General features: G+C 45.5%; 22 protein-coding genes. 10 read left to right on the forward strand and 12 right to left on the reverse strand.

The window, feature by feature from the left end:
* Positions 1 to 146: 146 nt before the first annotated feature.
* Together QMG91_RS10535 and QMG91_RS10540 are read left to right on the forward strand one after the other, a co-directional pair.
* Positions 147 to 455 carry a hypothetical protein gene (locus QMG91_RS10535; protein WP_281826324.1) on the forward strand — a complete coding sequence of 103 codons (309 nt, stop codon included), beginning with the start codon at positions 147 to 149 and terminating at the stop codon, positions 453 to 455.
* A 209-nt stretch (positions 456 to 664) separates the two neighbouring features.
* The gene (locus tag QMG91_RS10540) at positions 665 to 991 is read left to right on the forward strand and encodes a low molecular weight protein tyrosine phosphatase family protein (RefSeq protein WP_045964650.1); all 327 of its coding nucleotides are present in this window, start codon (positions 665 to 667) and stop codon (positions 989 to 991) included.
* Between the two features lie 138 nt (positions 992 to 1129).
* Here QMG91_RS10540 and rluB read toward each other — a convergent pair whose 3' ends face one another.
* The 3 genes from rluB to rnm all read right to left on the reverse strand — a co-directional run bounded on the left by rluB (position 1130) and on the right by rnm (position 3691).
* Positions 1130 to 2041 carry a 23S rRNA pseudouridine(2605) synthase RluB gene (rluB, locus tag QMG91_RS10545; protein ID WP_281826327.1) on the reverse strand — a complete coding sequence of 304 codons (912 nt, stop codon included), beginning with the start codon at positions 2039 to 2041 and terminating at the stop codon, positions 1130 to 1132.
* A 121-nt stretch (positions 2042 to 2162) separates the two neighbouring features.
* Positions 2163 to 2783: an L-threonylcarbamoyladenylate synthase gene (locus QMG91_RS10550; protein WP_022550366.1), complete on the reverse strand. Its 621-nt coding sequence runs from the start codon at positions 2781 to 2783 to the stop codon at positions 2163 to 2165.
* Positions 2783 to 3691, reverse strand: a complete 909-nt coding sequence (gene rnm, locus QMG91_RS10555) for an RNase RNM (RefSeq protein WP_022598224.1) — start codon at positions 3689 to 3691, stop codon at positions 2783 to 2785. Before rnm ends, QMG91_RS10550 begins: the two co-directional genes overlap by 1 nt.
* A 412-nt stretch (positions 3692 to 4103) precedes the next feature.
* Here rnm and QMG91_RS10560 point away from each other — a divergent pair, with 412 nt between their 5' ends.
* From QMG91_RS10560 to QMG91_RS10590, 7 genes are all read left to right on the forward strand, one after another.
* Complete coding sequence (locus QMG91_RS10560; RefSeq protein ID WP_409351261.1) at positions 4104 to 5654, forward strand: anthranilate synthase component 1; 1551 nt, start codon at positions 4104 to 4106, stop codon at positions 5652 to 5654.
* Between the two features lie 3 nt (positions 5655 to 5657).
* Positions 5658 to 6236 (forward strand): aminodeoxychorismate/anthranilate synthase component II, encoded by a 579-nt coding sequence (locus tag QMG91_RS10565; protein ID WP_004409463.1) that lies wholly within the window; start codon positions 5658 to 5660, stop codon positions 6234 to 6236.
* A gap of 65 nt (positions 6237 to 6301) precedes the next feature.
* Positions 6302 to 7300, forward strand: coding sequence for an anthranilate phosphoribosyltransferase (trpD, locus tag QMG91_RS10570; protein WP_281826334.1), 999 nt, complete (start codon positions 6302 to 6304; stop codon positions 7298 to 7300).
* 4 nt (positions 7301 to 7304) lie between these two features.
* A complete protein-coding gene (gene trpCF / locus QMG91_RS10575; RefSeq protein ID WP_281826336.1) occupies positions 7305 to 8702 on the forward strand; it encodes a bifunctional indole-3-glycerol-phosphate synthase TrpC/phosphoribosylanthranilate isomerase TrpF in 1398 nt (465 codons plus the stop codon).
* Between the two features lie 44 nt (positions 8703 to 8746).
* On the forward strand, positions 8747 to 9937 hold the full coding sequence (trpB, locus tag QMG91_RS10580; protein WP_022550361.1) for a tryptophan synthase subunit beta: 1191 nt from the start codon (positions 8747 to 8749) through the stop codon (positions 9935 to 9937).
* Positions 9937 to 10743 (forward strand): tryptophan synthase subunit alpha, encoded by an 807-nt coding sequence (gene trpA / locus QMG91_RS10585; RefSeq protein WP_281826338.1) that lies wholly within the window; start codon positions 9937 to 9939, stop codon positions 10741 to 10743. Before trpB ends, trpA begins: the two co-directional genes overlap by 1 nt.
* Positions 10744 to 11037: 294 nt before the next feature.
* Positions 11038 to 12297, forward strand: a complete 1260-nt coding sequence (locus QMG91_RS10590) for a dicarboxylate/amino acid:cation symporter (protein WP_200765584.1) — start codon at positions 11038 to 11040, stop codon at positions 12295 to 12297.
* 46 nt (positions 12298 to 12343) lie between these two features.
* On the opposite strand, the gene QMG91_RS10595 is transcribed toward QMG91_RS10590, so the two are convergent.
* From QMG91_RS10595 to QMG91_RS10620, 6 genes are all read right to left on the reverse strand, one after another.
* Entirely contained in the window at positions 12344 to 12826 is a 483-nt protein-coding gene (locus tag QMG91_RS10595) for a helix-turn-helix domain-containing protein (protein WP_004400664.1), read from the reverse strand.
* Between the two features lie 241 nt (positions 12827 to 13067).
* Positions 13068 to 14108 (reverse strand): acyltransferase family protein, encoded by a 1041-nt coding sequence (locus tag QMG91_RS10600; protein ID WP_281826342.1) that lies wholly within the window; start codon positions 14106 to 14108, stop codon positions 13068 to 13070.
* A 339-nt stretch (positions 14109 to 14447) separates the two neighbouring features.
* Positions 14448 to 15251 (reverse strand): alpha/beta fold hydrolase, encoded by an 804-nt coding sequence (locus tag QMG91_RS10605; protein WP_281826343.1) that lies wholly within the window; start codon positions 15249 to 15251, stop codon positions 14448 to 14450.
* Positions 15252 to 15377: 126 nt separating this feature from the next.
* A complete protein-coding gene (locus QMG91_RS10610) occupies positions 15378 to 15788 on the reverse strand; it encodes a nuclear transport factor 2 family protein (protein ID WP_022550356.1) in 411 nt (136 codons plus the stop codon).
* 88 nt (positions 15789 to 15876) lie between these two features.
* On the reverse strand, positions 15877 to 16269 hold the full coding sequence (locus QMG91_RS10615) for a DUF6713 family protein (protein ID WP_004400659.1): 393 nt from the start codon (positions 16267 to 16269) through the stop codon (positions 15877 to 15879).
* Between the two features lie 36 nt (positions 16270 to 16305).
* The gene (locus tag QMG91_RS10620; RefSeq protein WP_281826346.1) at positions 16306 to 16764 is read right to left on the reverse strand and encodes a methyltransferase family protein; all 459 of its coding nucleotides are present in this window, start codon (positions 16762 to 16764) and stop codon (positions 16306 to 16308) included.
* 180 nt (positions 16765 to 16944) lie between these two features.
* On the opposite strand from QMG91_RS10620, the gene QMG91_RS10625 reads away from it, so the two are divergent.
* The gene (locus QMG91_RS10625; protein WP_281826348.1) at positions 16945 to 17595 is read left to right on the forward strand and encodes an aspartate/glutamate racemase family protein; all 651 of its coding nucleotides are present in this window, start codon (positions 16945 to 16947) and stop codon (positions 17593 to 17595) included.
* Positions 17596 to 17602: 7 nt separating this feature from the next.
* On the opposite strand, the gene QMG91_RS10630 is transcribed toward QMG91_RS10625, so the two are convergent.
* The 3 genes from QMG91_RS10630 to QMG91_RS10640 form a co-directional block, all read right to left on the reverse strand.
* A complete protein-coding gene (locus tag QMG91_RS10630) occupies positions 17603 to 18004 on the reverse strand; it encodes an MAPEG family protein (RefSeq protein WP_281826350.1) in 402 nt (133 codons plus the stop codon).
* Positions 18005 to 18161: 157 nt separating this feature from the next.
* Positions 18162 to 18356 (reverse strand): hypothetical protein, encoded by a 195-nt coding sequence (locus tag QMG91_RS10635; RefSeq protein ID WP_004400652.1) that lies wholly within the window; start codon positions 18354 to 18356, stop codon positions 18162 to 18164.
* Positions 18357 to 18406: 50 nt separating this feature from the next.
* Positions 18407 to 19093, reverse strand: coding sequence for a membrane spanning protein (locus QMG91_RS10640; RefSeq protein WP_004400651.1), 687 nt, complete (start codon positions 19091 to 19093; stop codon positions 18407 to 18409).
* Between the last annotated feature and the right edge of the window lie 23 nt (positions 19094 to 19116).

Here is a 19116-nt window from a genome sequence, read left to right on the forward strand (position 1 = left end):
GCTTTGTGCCAGCACCATGATTCAAAGAATAATTCCACTTTGAGATTAACCTCTAAAAGCCATCAGGATTTAAGCCATATTCTGCATATTTAATATGTTATCTTTCTTCTCTTTATCAACATGTTAGATATTGAAAAGGACTTGAGATGAAAAAACTATTATTTGCATTCTTGTTGATAGCATCATCCGCCTCTTACGCCGATTGGCATCATGGAAAAATTGAGATTATATCAATAGGCTATGATGGGAAAACCATCTCGATAGGCCAAGCAGGCTCGACGAAAACAAACTGCACATGTTATCCAACCTGGCCAAATCTATACTGCTTGAATAGAGATCGTATCTCATTTAATGAAGAGTACGCTTTACTTCTAGCGGCTAAATCTCGTGGGCAGCCGGTTGCTTTAAATATTGATGAAACCACATGCCAAGTAACCGCCATGTATGAGAATTGAGACTACGGAATAAAATAACGTATTGTTTAACGTCTATTTTAAATATGAAGTCTTGGCTGCACTGGCAGCCATCTCTCTTCCAATAATGTGCACAATCGCACGCTTTTATCAATACAATCCAAATTCAACATTTGTTAGTTTAATTAAGGTAAAGACTCATCAAACCTTCAGTAAACACGTGATATTTCTTAGTGAGTAAGGTGTAACTAATGAATTTACTATTTGTATGTTCTGAAAATAGATTAAGAAGCCCAACAGGAGAAGAAATATTTTCAACCTTGAATGGAATTAATGCGATTGGGTGTGGGACCAACAGTGATGCGGAAACACCTTTAAGCGGAGATCTAATTCAGTGGGCAGATATAATATTTGTAATGGAAAAAACGCACAGAAATAAAGTATCTAAGAAATTTAAGGATCTATTAAAAGGAACGAAATTGGTTTGCTTGGACATTCCTGATAACTATGAACGAATGGATCCTGAGTTGGTTAAACTTTTAAAAGCAAGAGTTTCTAGGCATATTCAATCTAGGTAAACAAACAATATGATAATTGGACTCTCGTGATAAAGTGGCTCAAGTATTTACATACAAAGACTTAAATCTCAATCTAAGTGATTTGAGCAACAAAAAGCCTCGCACTTGGCGAGGCTTCGTATTTATTAACGGCTCAGTTTAACCTTGGCGACGTGTTTTCGCTTTCGCAGGCTTTCTGCGTTGGTTTGCACGACCACCGGAGCTGTTTACGCGCTCTTCATGACGTTTCACCGCTCTGCGGATCTTCTGGCTACGTGAACGGTCACGTTTGCGAGATGTGTTATGAGGGTCAATCAAGGACGTTTTTTCTGGTGCAAGCTCTACCATTTCACGCAGGTAGTTTACTTCTTTAAGCTCCAGTTCCATCCATCCGCCGCGAGGCAGTTTCTTATCCAGGAAGATATCACCGTAACGAACACGTTTCAGACGGCTCACAGTCGGACCTTGTGATTCCCACAAACGACGGACTTCTCGGTTACGACCTTCGTTGATCACAACGTAGAAAGTGTGGTTCATGCCTTCGCCGCCAGTGTATACCACGTCTTCGAAGCGAGCTAAGCCATCTTCCAGTTCAACACCGCGAACCAGGTTCTGAATCATTTTCTCGTTCACTTCGCCGAACACGCGAACCAGATATTCACGTTCAACCTGACGTGATGGGTGCATCAAACGGTTAGCCAGTTCACCATCGGTTGTGAACAGTAGCAAGCCAGCAGTGTTGGCATCCAGTCGACCTACAGACACCCAACGTGCACCTTGAATTTTAGGCAAGCGATCAAAAACGGTACGACGACCTTCAGGATCGTGACGTGTACAAAGTTCGCCTTCCGGTTTGTAGTATGCCAGTACGCGGCAGACCACTTCTTCTGAAGCTTTTACTGAAACATTGTGTCCGTCGATTCGAACTGTCGCGTTTTCATCTTCTAAGCGTTCGCCTAGTTTAGCCACGAGACCGTTAACGCTCACGCGTCCGGCTTTGATTAGCGCTTCCATTTCACGGCGAGAACCATGACCTGCTCGCGCTAAAACTTTCTGTAACTTTTCGCTCATTAATTTACCTATGTGTCGCCTTCACAGACGTCGAGTGCAAAATTTGATGCCACCAGTTTTGGTGGGCGCGTATTATCGCAGATATTCTGGAAAAATACCCATTTAAATTTTGATTTTTTTATTACTCGAACGGCGTGGTATCCCCTGCCCCGACACGCGCAATCACAGCTTCATCTTCACTAAAATCGATAACTGTAGTTGGCTGCTCACCTAAGTAGCCACCATTGAGAATCGCATCTACGGCATGCTCAAGTCTGTCACGGATTTCTTCAGGGTCGGATTCTGCAACGTCGCTGCCTGGCAGAATCAAAGAGGTCGACATCAAAGGTTCACCCAGAGCTTCAAGCAGATCCAGCGCTATGATGTTGTCTGGCACACGAATTCCGATGGTTTTCTTTTTGGAATTCATTAGCCTGCGAGGCACTTCTTTCGTGCCTTTGAAGATAAAGGTGTAAGGACCCGGAGTATTATTTTTTAATAATCGAAATGCTGTATTGTCGACGCGAGCGTACAAAGACAACTCTGAAAGATCACGACATAACAGCGTGAAGTTGTGTTTATCATCCAGTTTGCGGATTCGGCAAATGCGTTCAAGTGCCTGCTTGTTTTCAAGCTGACAACCAAGCGCGTAGCCAGAATCGGTGGGATAAACGACGACACCGCCATTGCGAATAATGGCAACGGCTTGAGTAATCAATCGGGCTTGCGGGTTTTCTGGGTGAATGTAAAAAAATTGGCTCATTATTCTTCCTCGCTTGCGAGCTCTTCGTCTCTTGCGAACTCCTCGTTTCTTGAATCTGGGGATTGTTGATTCTGAATCAAATCCCAATCTTTCCACACTGGCTCTACACCAGCGGGCAGCCATAAGTTTCTTCCCAGTTCCATCCAGGGTGACGGATAATGAAAGTCGGAACCTTGAGAAGCTAATAGTTTGTATTGTATAGCATAATCAGCAAGATTGCGTCGTTCTTGTTGGGCTTGCTGAGGCTGAGCCACTTCCATGGCATCTCCTCCTGCTTCACAAAACGCCGTAATCAGACGCTTAATCCATTTAGCCGTTAGCTGATATCGACCTGGGTGGGCCAGTACTGCCTGACCACCCGCCGCATGAATTGCGGTAACAGCATCCTCGATGGAGCACCAGGATGGCGGAACATAACCAGGATTATTACGAGTCAGATACTTCTTAAATACCTGCTGCATAGTTTTAGCATAGCCGTTATCCACCAGCCATTTGGCAAAATGCGCTCTCGTTACTGAAGCGTCACCCGCGATTTCACGCACTTCCTCTAACACACCTTCTCGTGTTGCTTTTGCAAGCCTTTGAGCGATGAGTTCAGAACGTTCTGCTCTTCTGCGTTTTTGTTCATGAATCAGCGTTTGAAGAGCGGGATGCTCACGGTCGATATTCAACCCGACAATATGAATATCTTTATTCTGCCAAACAGTAGAGATCTCGATTCCATCAATCAAAGTAAGATCGATGTCATTTTTCCGGATATAACTGTGCGCCACACTAAGCCCGTCAACCGTGTCGTGGTCTGTAATGGCTAACACCTGCACTCTGAATTCAATCGCTCGATCAATCAATTGTTCAGGTGAAAGTCTGCCGTCGGAGGCAGTGGTATGGCTGTGGAGATCTATTTTCATATTAATGCTTGACTTTTTACCCTTGCACTAGTTAACTAGTACGCAATGACGGACAGCGTACTTAGGAAGCTCATGTTACAGGAATTTAACCAACAACATAACGACAAAGTTTCAGTGGTTTGCACTGTTGCTTCGTGGTGGCTTGTGTGGTGGAAACCTGCGCGGGCTATTGTGCGTATCTGATTTATAGAATTTCAGTCAAATAGCCCGCTCCCTGAGCGGGCTTTTTGTTTTGTCGACTTACTCACACTCAACCGGACAATATTACAGCAAATCAAGGCGTTCAAAGATTGGGGCTGAGTGACGAATATGCGAGTATGTAGTTTCTCCAAATCGCACCACAAATTGAGTTTTTTAACTGGGGATTTGGAAATGTGTTTATTCAAAAGGAGGGCTTGTGAATAAGGCCATAATGATTAAAGAAAAAGGACAGGTCACCCTGCACCCAATGTCCGTGCCTTACAGTGAAGATCCTACGCGCCTTTTTCAGGTACTTTGCGGCGATAAAACCAATAGTCTGTTGTTGGAATCGGCAGAAATTGATTCCAAAGAAAATTTAAGCAGTTGGTTATTGGTCGATGCCGCTGTCCGCATCGTATGCCGAGGTCATCAGATCACTTACGAAGCCCTGACTGAAAATGGTCGTCATTTGATTAAACGCCTTTCTTCTAATCTTCACGAGCAGGTTTCGTTTGAACTGTCGCCGGATGCACTGGTCCTGAATTTCGAGCAGCCGGATTCCGAGTTAGATGAGGACAGCCGTTTGCGCGAAGCATCGAGTTTTGATGCTCTAAGACTGGTTCAGCACAGTTTCGATTTGGAAGGAAAAGACAAACACTCAATCTTTATGGGCGGTCTGTTTGCTTATGATCACGTCGCCAACTTTGAACCTTTGGGTAGTGCTCAGCAGGGCAACCGATGCCCAGATTACGTATTCTACGTCGCTGAAACTTTGATGGTAGTGGATCACCAGACTCGCACCTGTACAGTACAAGCCACACAATTCGACGGTAATGCCTCCACAGAGTCTGCTTTAAAAGAAAGACTGAACGACATTGCAGAGAAAAGTAACAAGCCAGCGCCACTTAAAGAGGCAGTGAAACTGAAAGATGTCTCAGCAGTACCAAGCATTTCAGATGACGTTTTCTGCCAAACCGTTACCGACTTAAAAGAATATGTTGTGAAAGGCGATGTCTTTCAGGTGGTTCCGTCTCGTCGATTCACCTTACCTTGCCCATCACCACTAGCGGCTTATAAAGAGCTAAAGCACAGTAACCCTAGCCCTTACATGTTCTACATGGACGACGAACTGTTCACATTATTTGGAGCTTCTCCAGAAAGTGCGCTCAAGTACGAAACCAAAACCAATCAGGTAGAAATTTATCCAATTGCTGGTACGCGTCGTCGCGGCAAGAAAGCCGATGGCAGCATCGATTTTGATTTGGATAGTCGTATTGAGCTTGAACTTCGTGCTGACATGAAAGAAAACGCCGAGCACATGATGCTGGTCGATCTGGCTCGTAATGACGTTGCGCGTATTTCTGAAGCGGGTACACGTCACGTTGCCGACCTACTCAAAGTAGACAGATACAGCCACGTAATGCATCTCGTCTCGCGTGTGGTCGGTCAACTGCGTGAAGACCTTGATGCTCTGCACGCCTACCAGGCGTGCATGAATATGGGAACATTAACAGGCGCGCCAAAAATCCGTGCGATGCAGCTAATTCGAGATGTAGAGAAAGCGCGTCGCGGCAGTTACGGTGGCGCAGTGGGTTACCTGACAGGTGAAGGCGACCTGGACACATGTATCGTTATTCGTTCTGCATACATTGAAGATGGCATTGCGCAAGTTCAGGCAGGAGCTGGTGTTGTTTATGACTCCGACCCTCAGGCAGAAGCCGACGAAACCCGCGGTAAAGCGCAAGCGGTAATTTCAGCAATTCAAAGTGCCCACAAGGAGTAAAAGATGGCGAACCTAGTATTTGTAGATAACTTTGACTCCTTTACGTACAACCTAGTTGATCAGTTCCGCTCTCTGGGACATGACGTTACCATCTATCGCAATCATATTGCTGCGGAAGTGATTGCCAACGCAGTCGAGAAGCTGGACAACCCTGTTGTAGTACTGTCACCAGGTCCCGGTGCGCCATCCGAAGCAGGCAGCATGCCAGAGCTGATTCAAAAGCTAAAAGGCAAAGTGCCAATGATTGGTATTTGCCTGGGGCATCAGGCGATTGTTGAGGCGTATGGAGGCACCGTTGCCGGAGCAGGTGAAATCGTACACGGAAAAGTGTCGATGATGGCGCATCAAAACCATTCCGTATATCACGATCTGCCCTCGCCTATTGCCATTGCTCGTTACCACTCACTGGTTGCCACTTCTGTACCTGAGTCACTAGAAGTAACGGCAGAAGTCGACGGACTGGTGATGTCTGTGGTAAATGAAAAAGACAAAGTGTGCGGATTCCAATTCCACCCCGAGTCCATCATGACGACTCAAGGGGCGAATTTGCTTGCCAATACCATTCGCTGGGCACTGGCTTAATCAAGAATAAGAAATTACGGATACTCAGCTCGGCTTTAAGTCAGAGCAAGAAGAAGGAAGATTTTATGGAACAGATTATAAATAAGCTTTACGACCAGCAATCTCTGACCAAAGACGAGAGCCAGCAACTGTTTGATGCCATCATCAAAGGTGAAATGGATCCTATTCTGCTTGCTGCTGTTCTAACTGCACTAAAAATCAAAGGCGAAACGCCAGAAGAAATTGCAGGCGCAGCATCAGCACTATTAGCTAACGCTAACCCGTTCCCTCGCCCGGATTACGATTTCGCAGATATCGTCGGCACTGGGGGCGACGGTTCTAATACCATCAATATTTCAACTACCGCCGCTTTTGTCGCTGCTGCATGTGGCGTAAAAGTCGCAAAACACGGCAACCGAGGCGTATCGAGCAAGTCCGGTTCTTCTGACCTGCTGGATTCATTCGGCATCAACCTAGCAATGAGTGCGGAAGATACGCGCAAAGCTGTGGACGATTTAGGCGTCGCTTTCTTATTCGCACCGCAATACCACGGCGGTGTTCGCCACGCCATGCCAGTTCGCCAGACCATGAAAACGCGCACCATCTTCAATATTCTGGGTCCTCTGATTAACCCAGCCCGTCCTAACATCGAATTGATGGGTGTTTATGATGCGGCTCTGGTTCGCCCAATTGCTGAAACCATGCTGCAAATGGGTATGAAGCGCGCAGCAGTCGTTCACGGAAGCGGTCTGGACGAAGTGGCTATTCACGGCGAGACTCTGGTTGCAGAAATCAAAGACGGCAAGATTGAAGAGTACACCCTTTCCCCGTCAGACTTTGGTGTGAACACGCACCCATTAGACGCCATCAAAGGGGGCGAGCCTGCAGAGAATCGCGCCATTATTACAGATATTTTGACAGGCAAAGGTACGGAAGCGCAGGTTTCTGCGGTTGCTGTAAACGTTTCTCTTCTTCTAAAGCTGTTTGGAAACGAAGATTTGAAAGCCAATACTCAAAAAGCCATTGATGCCATGAATTCTGGCGCGGCTTATGAGCTGGTGAAACAACTGGCAGAGAGAGGCTAAATCAATGTCTGAGCACATTACTCAACAAAACCGTGAAATGGCACAGGTGCTTGCTAAAATCGTTGCCGACAAGCATATATGGGTGGAAGAACGCAAAGTCAGCCAGCCTTTGGAAAGCTTTCAACCGTCACTAAAGCCATCGGACAGAAGTTTCTATGATGCGCTTTCTCAGGGTCAGTCTGCTTTTATTCTGGAATGCAAAAAGGCATCCCCTTCCAAAGGTTTGATTCGTGATGACTTTGACTTGGATTACATTGCCTCTGTATATAAGAACCACGCGAGTGCTATCTCGGTTCTGACGGACGAAAAGTACTTTCAGGGCAGTTTTGATTTCCTTCCTCAGGTAAGGAATCAAGTAACACAGCCTGTTCTTTGCAAAGACTTCATGATCGATACATATCAGGTGTATCTTGCAAGGCAATACAATGCTGATGCCATTCTTCTTATGCTGTCTGTGTTGGATGATGAGCAATACCAAGCGCTGGCAGAAGTGGCAGACAGTTTAAATCTGGGTATTTTGACAGAAGTCAGCAACGAAGAAGAGCTAGAACGTGCGATTCGTCTCAAAGCGCGCGTTGTGGGCATAAATAACCGCAACCTTCGTGATCTTTCTATCGACCTCAACCGAACCAAAGAGCTGGCACCAAAACTGCCCGAAGGCACCATTGTTATCTCTGAATCCGGCATCTACAGCAATCAGCAAGTTCGCGATCTCGCCAACCATGCAGATGGCTTTCTGATTGGAAGCTCATTGATGTCTGAAGACAACCTTGAGCTTGCTGTTCGCCGCGTTCTACTCGGTGAAAATAAAGTATGCGGTCTTACTTCACCAGAAGATGCCGCCAAAGCTTATCAAGCTGGTGCGGTGTTTGGTGGGCTTATTTTCGTTGAAAAATCCAAACGCTATGTGGATCTGGAACAAGCTCGCTTAACCATGAGCGGCGCACCTTTGAACTTTGTCGGTGTATTCCAGAATCACCCATCTGACTTTGTTGCAGAAACCGCATCCACACTTGGCTTATCTGCGGTTCAGTTACATGGCGATGAAGACAAGTCTTATGTCGATTCGCTCAAGGCTGCACTGCCAGAACAATGCAAGATTTGGAAAGCATATGGTGTATCAGAGTCTGCACCAAGCCTGCTGAAAGCCAATATTGATCGTCACCTTCTAGATTCAAAAGTGGGCAATCAATCTGGGGGAACGGGTGTTGCGTTCGACTGGTCACTGATTGGCGACGAAAGAATCATCATGCTGGCGGGCGGGCTTTCGCCAGAAAATGCGAAAGAAGCGGCGAGTATTGGTTGCCTGGGTCTGGACCTGAATTCCGGCGTAGAAAGCGCTCCGGGGCAGAAAGACCAAGCGAAACTGAGCCAGGCTTTTAAAGAAATTCGAAATTACTGATCACTGGCGGCTTGCCCGCTATCAAGAAAGTTTAAGGAAATACCATGGCAAAATTAGATGCCTACTTCGGAGAATACGGTGGTCAGTATGTACCACAAATTCTGGTTCCAGCACTTGAGCAACTGGAACAAGCCTTTATCGACGCGCAGGAAGATAAAGAGTTCTTTGCTGAATTTATGGGTCTGTTGCAAGAGTACGCTGGTCGCCCAACTGCCCTGACGCTCACTCGAAACCTCACCAAAGGTACAAAAACCAAACTGTATCTGAAGCGCGAAGACTTGCTTCACGGTGGTGCTCACAAAACCAATCAGGTACTTGGTCAGGCACTGCTGGCGAAACGCATGGGTAAGAATGAGATCATCGCAGAAACAGGTGCTGGTCAGCACGGTGTTGCAACCGCGCTTGCGTGTGCATTGCTGGGTTTAAAGTGTCGCGTTTACATGGGTGCGAAAGACGTAGAGCGTCAGAGCCCGAACGTGTTCCGTATGAAGCTGATGGGCGCGGAAGTGATTCCGGTTCACTCAGGTAGCTCTACTCTGAAAGATGCGTGTAACGAAGCACTTCGTGACTGGTCTGCTTCTTACGAAACCGCGCACTATCTTCTTGGTACTGCTGCAGGACCACACCCTTTCCCAACCATCGTTCGTGAATTCCAGCGCATGATTGGTGAAGAAACTAAGAATCAGATTTTGGCTCGCGAAGGTCGCCTGCCCGACTCTGTTATTGCCTGTGTAGGTGGCGGGTCAAATGCCATCGGCATGTTTGCAGACTTCATTGATGAAACCGACGTTGCGCTTATCGGTGTTGAGCCAGCAGGCTTAGGTATCGATACCGATCAACACGGCGCGCCATTAAAGCACGGTAAAACGGGGATCTTCTTTGGAATGAAAGCCCCTCTGATGCAAGACACTTATGGACAGGTCGAAGAGTCTTATTCAGTCTCTGCAGGTCTGGACTTCCCTTCCGTCGGTCCTCAGCACGCGCACTTGAACGCTACAGGTCGTGCTGAGTATGTCTCTATCACCGACGATGAAGCTCTGGATGCTTTCCAGGAACTGGCGCGCAACGAGGGCATCATTCCGGCTCTGGAATCTTCTCACGCACTGGCTTATGCCCTGAAACTGGCAAAAGAGAACCCAGAAAAAGAGCAGCTACTGGTTGTTAACCTGTCTGGGCGTGGCGACAAAGATATCTTCACAGTACACGATATTTTAGAGAAGAAAGGAGCGCTGTAATGGATCGTTATCAAGCTATGTTCGCCCGTCTGGCGGAAAAAAATCAGGGTGCATTCGTTCCCTTTGTTACGGTAGGCGATCCTAACCCGGCACAATCTTTGAGAATCATGCAAACCTTAGTGGATGCAGGAGCAGACGCATTAGAGTTAGGGATTCCATTCTCCGACCCACTGGCGGATGGTCCGACAATTCAGGGGGCAAACATTCGTGCCCTGGATTCAGGTACCACACCGGATATCTGCTTCGACAGCATCGCAAAAATTCGTCAGGACAACCCTGAACTGCCTATAGGTTTGTTGATGTACGCAAACCTTGTGTATGCCAATGGCATCGACAGCTTTTACGAGCGCTGTGCCAACGCAGGGATTGATTCGGTACTGATTGCAGATGTGCCAACCAATGAAAGTCAGGAATTTGTAGAAGCCGCGCACAAGCACGGTATTCATCCAATCTTTATTGCCCCACCAACAGCGTCAGACAACACCTTAAAGCAGGTCTCAGAGCTCGGTGGAGGTTACACTTACCTACTCTCGCGTGCTGGTGTAACAGGCGCAGAAACCAAAGCTAACATGCCTGTGGGCGATATGCTGGATAAGTTAAACCAGTTTGACGCGCCACCTGCATTATTAGGTTTCGGCATCTCGGAGCCTGAGCAAGTCAAGAAAGCTTTGGAAGCAGGAGCTGCAGGCGCGATTTCTGGCTCTGCGGTGGTGAAAATTATTGAAGCTAACATTGCAGATGAAAAAGCTATGCTGACAGCCCTGTCAGAATTTATCTCTCCGATGAAAGCTGCCACTCAAAAATAACAACATAAACGCAACATTTACCTTAATGTTGCGTTTTTCTCTCCCCCTGTTTAACGCGATCTCTTGCCCCACCTTTCAACCGAATAAACAACCTAACTCATATCAAAAGCAAACGTTTGGCATGAATAGTTATTCAAAAAACCATCAAATATGAATTTTTTCTTACTTATTCGTCTGCGTTATATTGATCGAATTTCCAATTCGGTGTAAAAGACCAAACCAGATTTTCATCCGATATTTTTTAACATATCAGATGCAATATCTAGGTTTGACGATATTTATAGCACAGAGGTTATGGAAGTGTTAAAAAGTAAGGGTTTATTAGGCAATATCGGTGTTCAAGTCGTTATTGCTATGATTCTTGGTACCCTAGCGGGTGCTTTGATGGGCAATTCAGCATCTATGTTTGCGCCGTTGGGTTCAATCTTCATCGCATTGATCAAGATGCTAGTGATCCCACTGGTGGCAGTAGCGCTAATTTCTGGTGCAGCAGGTCTTGGTGATAGTCACTCAGCAGGGAAAGTGGGCATCTTTACCCTAGGGTTCTTTGCAGTTACGTCTGCACTGGCAGTGACGCTGGCTCTGGCAATGGGTGAGATTTTCGAGCCGGGTATCGGTGTAGATGTATCTGGTGTTGAAGGCATGTTCTCAAACCAGTACGCATCAAAAGGTGAGTTGCCAACGTTCTGGGCAACTGTTATTGGCATGATCCCTACCAACGTTTTCCAATCTCTGAATGAAGCGAACATTCTTCAGATTCTGGTATTCTGTCTTTTCTTCGGGATTGCCGTATCTAAGCTGGAAAAAGAGCGTCGTGCTCCACTAATCAATGGCGTTAATGCCATCGTTGACGCTATGGTCTGGATGATCAACTGCGTGATGAAGATTGCTCCAATAGGTGTCTTCGGTCTGATGGCAGACGCAGTCGGTACTTTTGGCTTCAGCGCTCTTACCGTTGTGATTAAGCTTTTCTTCGTTTACGTGGCAGCCATTCTTATCTTTGGTTTCGTGGTTTACCCTACTCTGGTACATGTATTCACTAAAACATCCGCTAAGAAATTCATTTCTGCGATGAAAAAGCCTCAAGCTGTCGCGCTTTCTACTGCATCTTCAATGGCGACACTGCCTGTTACTCTGGATACCGTTGAGCACGAGCTGAAAGTGCGTAACTCAACAGCGTCTTTCGCGCTTCCATTGGGTGCAACCATCAACATGAGTGGTAATGCAATCTACTACGGTCTGGTGGCGATTTTCTTTGCTCAGCTGTTCAACGTAGATTTAAGCCTTGGCGCTTACGCTGCAATTATCGTGACCGCGACTCTTGGTGCGGTAGGTCAGGCAGGTGTTCCAGGTCCTTCGTTCCTTGTTGTAGCAGTACTTCTTGCTGCCGGGATTCCAATTGAAGGTCTTCCACTGCTGTTCGCACTGGATCGTGTTTTTGACATGATTCGTACTGCGCTGAACATTACTGGTGACGCAGCTTGTGCTGTTATCGTTGACTCTTTGATTGATGAAGACGAGAAAGCCGCTGAAGCGAAAACTCAAAGCGCTTAATTGGCTTACGCTAGATAACAAGAAGGGAAGCCTCGGCTTCCCTTTTTTATTTCTTCATTCGCTTTTCGATTTCCCTTTTCTCCCAGTCGTCATCGAAAAAGCTGAATACCTCGAATACCTTCACCGCTTGCAACGCAATACTTAATCCCCAACCTAACGCAACCCAAATCGTCCATATATAACCTGGACTGGTGATGAGGTTGATGATGAACAAGAAGCCTATCGTTGCCACATAGCTCAACAGGCTTGAGTAAAACTTTTTCAATCGTTTTACTTTTTTAGCTGCGTCTTTCTCTTCTGTTGAAATGACAATGTTTTCGTTACTCAGGCTTTCTGTATTGGTCATTGGTGTCTCCTGCTGCAAAGTATGAATATCAACTTCAAACACTGCGGCTAAAGATTTGAGTGACTCCATTCCAGGTTTGCTCCCCTGTTCTATTCTCTGAATGGTTCTGACACTTAATCCGCTCATCTGAGAGAGTTGTTCTTGAGACCACCCTCGGTCGGTTCTAAGAGCTTTCAAATTCATAGCAACGCCTTGTTGATGCAACTTACTTTAGCCGGATTTCGACCTGACATGGAACGACATCAAGCCGACACCGACCCGACAGTTCCTATTTTTCAATCAGTTAGCATAACTCACGGTAACTCCGGAGCATATTGCGAACATCTCAATTTCAGACGATAACATCAGAATTTTGCCTGGATGTCGAATAGAAAAAGGCAAAGCTTGAACCTGAACTTTGCCCAATATCTTGCCTACATGCGATTTACACATCACTCACTGTTGTGAGCTCTCTGTCTTTCTTAAAGCGTTTAGAGAACCAAAGATTTTCGATTTTTGTCGGAGCTTTTCCTAAACAGAGCACTCGGGTGATGTTGGTGCCTAACAACAATCTTTCGGTAACAATTGGTCCCACGATTCCGGCTAACAATGACACAGCAAAAAGCAGGTGAGTATTCTCAACACCAACTTTGGTGAGGATGATTCGAAAAGCCGCAGTAAAGAAAACATGGAAAAGATAAATTGAGTAAGAATACACACCTATTCTGGCAAGCCACTGGCTCCTTCCGCGAATAGACAGCGCACCAATGCAAAATACTGCTCCTACCAATAACCCATAGACAGATCGCTTGTCGTGCACATAAAGGTAGCCAAGCGCGTTCAGCATGAGCGACGCCGAAACCAAGGCCAACAACATCCAACCGTGCCAAACCGAAAGATACCGAATCAAGTTAAACCTGTGTATCGCTACACCGAGCAAGAAGAATGGAAATAAGTAGACAGTACCAGACAAAGCAAAATACGGTACGTCAAAGCTAGAGGTATAGATAAAGGTCGCCAATCCAAAAACAGCCGAAAACAACAGTGGATTACTCAGGAATTTCAATGCTTCAAATATCGCTACGAACGCAAATATGATGAATAGCGCCTCTACAAACCAAAAATGTGCCACAGGTAAAACATGCAGCGTTGACCAATTGTATTGCTCAGCATTCGCACCAGGGGTGAATGATTGCAAAACCGCAAAGGACGTTCCTACAACCAGCATCGGGAAAAGTAATCGTCTCGTTTTTCCGGAGAAAAACTTTCGATAATCGCCATTAAACGGACGATAGGCGTAAACCAAGCCCGATAAAAATGTAAAGATGGGCATCCTGACGTAGCCGAGAAGATCATTCACTTCTCGATACACGCCCTCTTCAAGCCTTAATCCATTAAAAGGTGTATTACCAACTACATGGTATGCCACAAGTAAAATACACGCGAAGCCACGCAGCGTGTCGATTGCCTGTCTGTCATTATTCATTTTTTGTTCTTCAGTAAAGAAGCCCGTGGGGCAAAAAGGGAAAGAAATTGGAAGGGATGATCTCAAGAGCGTAAATTGGCAAAGGAAGCTGCTCAGAAAATAGAGCAAGAGCGTAAACCTGAGTACCTCGCTGGAGACATTTCAATCTGTTCATAGATTAATTCGCCTTCCACCGAGTATTTCAACATGTGAAACCCGGTTATGTGACTGGTTTTATATTCATGTTTAACATGAATTTACTGAGCTTTTTATTTTATAAATATCATACTCTTAGTAAGACCAGTGGCAAAATAGTCTCACTTATGAAACACCGCAAAACTCACGCTTTCGTTGATAAGGTTATTCGTTAGACAAAAAGCCGATGACCTGATGAATACTCTCGACCACGAGTGGGACGTTTTGCCACAGCACAAAGTGCCCTTCATCTGGTGGCTGAATGAGCTTTACAGATTGTTTAGGAAGTTTATTGATGGCGAATACAGAGTTGCCGGGATCGGCAATATCGTCCTCAACACCATGGACAATATTGATAGGCATAGTTAAGGCTGACCAATCACGAGATGCCAAGAGTTCCAGTTCCTTAGACAGTGACATCATTTCTACGTTGGACTGATTCCATTCTGTGGGTAACACCCACTTTGCCAGCAAGGTATCTGCAATGCGGTTGTACCATTTGGGGTGTTCCAGTTCCGGATCAAACGCAGGAGCGACAAACACCATCCCACTAATCTGATTAGGTGCAATAAGCCCTAACTGAAGAGCAATTGGTCCCCCCAGAGAGTGTCCAACTAATATATTCGCTTTGTCTTTGGATAAAAAAGGAAGAATGGCCTGAGCTTGCTTTAAGATAGATGGTTCTGGCAGTGGGTCAGATTCGCCATACCCGAGCCTATCAATGGACACTAAGTCCGCTCTTTTACGGAGATCCGGGTGCTCAAGATAAGCAGAATAGCCTTCTTTGGAACCGGGAGAGCCATGAATAAAAAGAATCTGAACCTGTGTTTGTGGTGAAGTAACACTGGTCACTCCAAGCGATTCGGGCACGGAAACAGGCACGTCGCTATGACGCATTTGGGCACTGGCTACAACCACAATCAAAACAAGGCTCAGCAACCACCCCCAATACTTCACTTTTCTTCTCACATTACGTTCTCTTTAGTTCCACTGACCTACCCAGTCTAGGAGACGGGTACATACAAAATAAAACATGATTCGAACTTGCGCCCGAATCATGCTTATAAAGAACGAAATGTGTAGGAATTTATTTCACTAAACCGCGATTTCTTCCAGCGGCTTTACCCAGTTCTTGCGCCATTCAGGTGCTGGGTAGTTGTCTGGCCAAAATTCGGTCTGCTTAGTGATTCTGCCATTGAATACTGTATGGAACGTAATGGCTCGACCAACGACTTTACCGTCAGAAACGGTGACATCGCTGACAACCTGAGTGCCTTCTTCAATCAGGCTGTTTACCTGAAACGTCCATTTGCCCTCTGCTGGGTATTCACTATTGATAGAGGCAAAGTTCTCCTGTCCAACAATGAGTTCATTAGATTGTGGCCACGAACATTCAAAATCTTCACTCAACCATCGTTTCGCCACATCATGAAAATCGTTTTCTGCCATGGCTTTCCAGTAGTTGGCGACCACTTGCTTGGGAGTTACATAAGAGGTTTTTTTCACTGAGATATCCTTTATCTGCTATTGGATTACAGTGCGTCTTTTATTAGGTTCTTTTGACCTAGTTATTTTTATTGCTCAGGCAGCGACACTACTCTGGCACAGACGGCACTTTCCCCTTGCCTGTCTGGAAAATCAGGAAGATGGCGCTTGCCAGAGTTCCTCCAAAGATCCACAGGTTAGACAAGAAAGAGTCAAACTCATATTGCTCATGAGTCATAAACGCGGAGTGCAATATGCCATGAATGACAATAAAAGTAGCCATCGCAGTTTGAAGTTTTTCGATCTTACTCAGAAATTCCGTCGGTAACATAACCATCATCACAAGAAACAGAGGAATATGCGCCGCGACAAACAATGTCATAGCATAATCCTGTGGTATCCAGACAGTAAGCGGAATCACCAACCACTCGTGGTGCATCATGGCGTCAATCTCGTGAATCACAAAGAAAGCAAACCCAAGAAAAAATAAAACGTTCTTCATATCTATCGTAATGTTCAGGGTCTGTTGACCCCCTGGTTAAATCCAACGACGGACTTGCGTTTGGTATTCTGGATAGGAGTCTGGAAAAAGTTCTGTCAGGAACCTTTCTTCTGGCAGAATCTGAAATTTCGTTATGTATGCGACAAACAACGCGCAAAACGTAAAAGAAAGCCAGTTATTGAACAGTATGCCTAGCCCCAAAAGCGCAAGTAACATTCCGAGATACATAGGGTTTCTTGTGTACTGATATATGCCCGTTGTTACCAGAGAGGTCGTTTTCTCTGTCAGCGTAGGATGGAACGTTGTCTTCTTTTTGTTAAAGGCAATCAAGCCAGAAGTGGCAAGCAAAATGCCAAGTGTAAACAATAGAAAACACAGCAGATATGTCACAAGATTGTGTTGTTGGAATATTTTCGCAGCAGGCAACATCCACATACTTATGGCGCAAGTGAAAGCGATGATTGGAGGAGGAATCTTCAGCTCAAGTGCCTGCATTGACTTCCCTATCAGTTTTCCCGATAAGCTCAAACTACCCGAATCAAATCCGATTGAAAAGAGTTGATAGGCCTATATGATAAGAAATGTGCAATTTGGCATAACATTCGTACTTTTTTGAATAAAAATATTTACAATACGCATGCCAACTAAACCCTTAATTTCAAAGAGGTTTAACTATTGAAAGAATACGACATTGCGTTTCTGCATACCGCGAAGATTCACGTTGATACTTTTACCAATCTTACTAGCCAAATGGCACCTGACTTGCGCCAAATCCGTCGAGTTGAACCTGAGCTGTTAAGTAAAGCCGTGTCAGAAGGATTGAATCACTCTGTAGTTGCAAACACCGAAGAGATATTACGCGATTTAGCCAGTATCGCGAGAATCACAATATCCACTTGCTCTACGCTGGGAAGCATCGCTGAACAGCTGGCGTCGAGAGAAAAGTTAGATGTTAGAAGAATCGACCGGGCAATGGCAGATGTTGCCGTCGGTCATCAAAAAATTTTGGTCTTGGCGGCATTGGAAAGTACGTTACCGCCCACCAGGCAGTTGCTAGAAAGTTCAATGCGTACGCAATCGTCGATAGTGGACATTCACTATCATCTGATTGAACAGGCTTGGGAAGACTTCCAATCCGGCGATATGCCTGAGTATTTAACGAAGATAAGAAATACAATTGTGGACCAGCAGTCAGGCTATGACGTCATTGTGCTGGCACAGGCATCTATGGCAGGTGCAACAAATGACCTGGCTGCCCAAATTCCGGTGCTGAGTAGCCCGGAAATTGGGGTAAAAGCAGCAGTGAAGACGCTATTGAATCTATAAGAAATGGCTAGAACGCCATCAAACCTACGACAAACAGCCCTAACAAATTCAGTGCTGTTACTGCGAACACCACACTGCGAGCAATTTTAAAATTGAGGTAATAGCAGAACATGTGAGCCACGCGAGAGCCAAAATAAACCGAGGCAAGCAAGTTGACCCAATACGGGGATGCCGAAGTTAAAACGGCAAACAGAGTGACAAGAATAAAAATGGCAATACTTTCATTGGTGTTCAGATGTGCACGCGCAACACGAAACAAGAGATCATCGTGGTTTGACGCGATGGTGTGCCCGGGTTTGTGCTTTTTGATAATACCGACAACATCTGCAATCAGAAGCTGAATAAACATCAACGCTCCCATTAAGCCCACAACCAACACCGTGGTCTGATACTCCGCTAAATAGATCATATGAATCTTCCTTGATATAAAGATGCCTACAAACTTACCCTGCCATTGAAGAATATCCAGCAGATACCTATAGAAATTATGAAAACTGAGAGAAAGAAACCAAAAAAGCCATTGCTTCACACAATGGCTTTTCATAATTATCTCTCGATAGTGCTGATCAGTTTTTCATACGTTCCTGATATTCTTCATAACTCATCTTTGAATCTTGCATGCACTGCTCGTATTCCAGCTTGTCGGCAATACTCTGGCACTGATTCTGTTGGGAACTGCGAGTGCCGTAATACGCCTGAGGACCAGAGCATGCAGCGATCAACATTACAACTGACGCTACGGTGATAATCTTAACTTTCATGTCTTGAGTCACTTCCTTGAAACCATTTCATGGGTTTGTCACGGAATAATTTAGACCACTTCACCCTGCTTTGGTTCATCAACTTCCAGGAAGCAGTAAACGCGGAATGTGTAAGCTGTGATCATGACCATTAGAATAGTGCTGATTGCCCCAATAACAAAGTCTACAACCGCATTTTCTAACTCAAGAATGCCAACCAGAGAACCTAACAGATAGGTCGGCATTGCCTGCAACAGAGCCACCAGCAAATAGCCACCGAGAATTGGCCATTGGAATTGCTTGGTCGCATTCCAGCTTAAGGTTAATGACTCTGTGTACGATTTCTCTTCAAGCACGCAGAAATAGTCTGCCAGGCAGAATCGTCCGATAAGATAGATTCCTGGAATGATCAGCAGCATAAAGCCGAAAAATACCGCTATACCCATAACGATGTACATGACCAGTAGCCTGACATAAGCATCACTGCCGTGACGGTAACACTGTCCTGTTGTTAAGTTTGCCCCGTCATATCGCGACTTCAGAAGAACCACAATCGCAGCCTGATACAAAGGAAGAAGAACAAAAGGAGCAAGGGTAAGAAGAGAGCCCTGAAGCGCAGTTATATTTTTCAAGTCAATAGGGATGACTGCATTAAACAAGTCGACAATGCATATCACTGGCAGCATGACGAGCGTTATGGCATACAAGTGACGTCGATAGTAATTCCAAGACTCCTGAATGATCTTAAAAATGTCCATGTTTTTCCTTTGCAACTTAAAAT

This window comes from Vibrio nigripulchritudo, assembly GCF_027924785.1.
Taxonomy (GTDB): domain Bacteria; phylum Pseudomonadota; class Gammaproteobacteria; order Enterobacterales; family Vibrionaceae; genus Vibrio; species Vibrio nigripulchritudo.

Excerpts from the sequence above, each read along its gene's own strand:
- QMG91_RS10565 (WP_004409463.1), top strand. The coding sequence starts at position 5,658 with ATGGCGAACCTAGTATTTGTAGATAACTTTGACTCCTTTACGTACAAC.
- QMG91_RS10560 (WP_409351261.1), top strand. The coding sequence starts at position 4,104 with ATGATTAAAGAAAAAGGACAGGTCACCCTGCACCCAATGTCCGTGCCT.
- QMG91_RS10635 (WP_004400652.1), bottom strand. The coding sequence starts at position 18,356 with ATGAAAGTTAAGATTATCACCGTAGCGTCAGTTGTAATGTTGATCGCT.
- trpA (WP_281826338.1), top strand. The coding sequence starts at position 9,937 with ATGGATCGTTATCAAGCTATGTTCGCCCGTCTGGCGGAAAAAAATCAG.
- QMG91_RS10615 (WP_004400659.1), bottom strand. The coding sequence starts at position 16,269 with ATGAAGAACGTTTTATTTTTTCTTGGGTTTGCTTTCTTTGTGATTCAC.
- QMG91_RS10595 (WP_004400664.1), bottom strand. The coding sequence starts at position 12,826 with ATGAATTTGAAAGCTCTTAGAACCGACCGAGGGTGGTCTCAAGAACAA.
- QMG91_RS10620 (WP_281826346.1), bottom strand. The coding sequence starts at position 16,764 with ATGCAGGCACTTGAGCTGAAGATTCCTCCTCCAATCATCGCTTTCACT.
- trpB (WP_022550361.1), top strand. The coding sequence starts at position 8,747 with ATGGCAAAATTAGATGCCTACTTCGGAGAATACGGTGGTCAGTATGTA.
- QMG91_RS10630 (WP_281826350.1), bottom strand. The coding sequence starts at position 18,004 with ATGATCTATTTAGCGGAGTATCAGACCACGGTGTTGGTTGTGGGCTTA.
- QMG91_RS10540 (WP_045964650.1), top strand. The coding sequence starts at position 665 with ATGAATTTACTATTTGTATGTTCTGAAAATAGATTAAGAAGCCCAACA.
- rnm (WP_022598224.1), bottom strand. The coding sequence starts at position 3,691 with ATGAAAATAGATCTCCACAGCCATACCACTGCCTCCGACGGCAGACTT.
- QMG91_RS10590 (WP_200765584.1), top strand. The coding sequence starts at position 11,038 with ATGGAAGTGTTAAAAAGTAAGGGTTTATTAGGCAATATCGGTGTTCAA.
- QMG91_RS10640 (WP_004400651.1), bottom strand. The coding sequence starts at position 19,093 with ATGGACATTTTTAAGATCATTCAGGAGTCTTGGAATTACTATCGACGT.
- trpCF (WP_281826336.1), top strand. The coding sequence starts at position 7,305 with ATGTCTGAGCACATTACTCAACAAAACCGTGAAATGGCACAGGTGCTT.
- QMG91_RS10550 (WP_022550366.1), bottom strand. The coding sequence starts at position 2,783 with ATGAGCCAATTTTTTTACATTCACCCAGAAAACCCGCAAGCCCGATTG.
- rluB (WP_281826327.1), bottom strand. The coding sequence starts at position 2,041 with ATGAGCGAAAAGTTACAGAAAGTTTTAGCGCGAGCAGGTCATGGTTCT.
- QMG91_RS10535 (WP_281826324.1), top strand. The coding sequence starts at position 147 with ATGAAAAAACTATTATTTGCATTCTTGTTGATAGCATCATCCGCCTCT.
- trpD (WP_281826334.1), top strand. The coding sequence starts at position 6,302 with ATGGAACAGATTATAAATAAGCTTTACGACCAGCAATCTCTGACCAAA.
- QMG91_RS10600 (WP_281826342.1), bottom strand. The coding sequence starts at position 14,108 with ATGAATAATGACAGACAGGCAATCGACACGCTGCGTGGCTTCGCGTGT.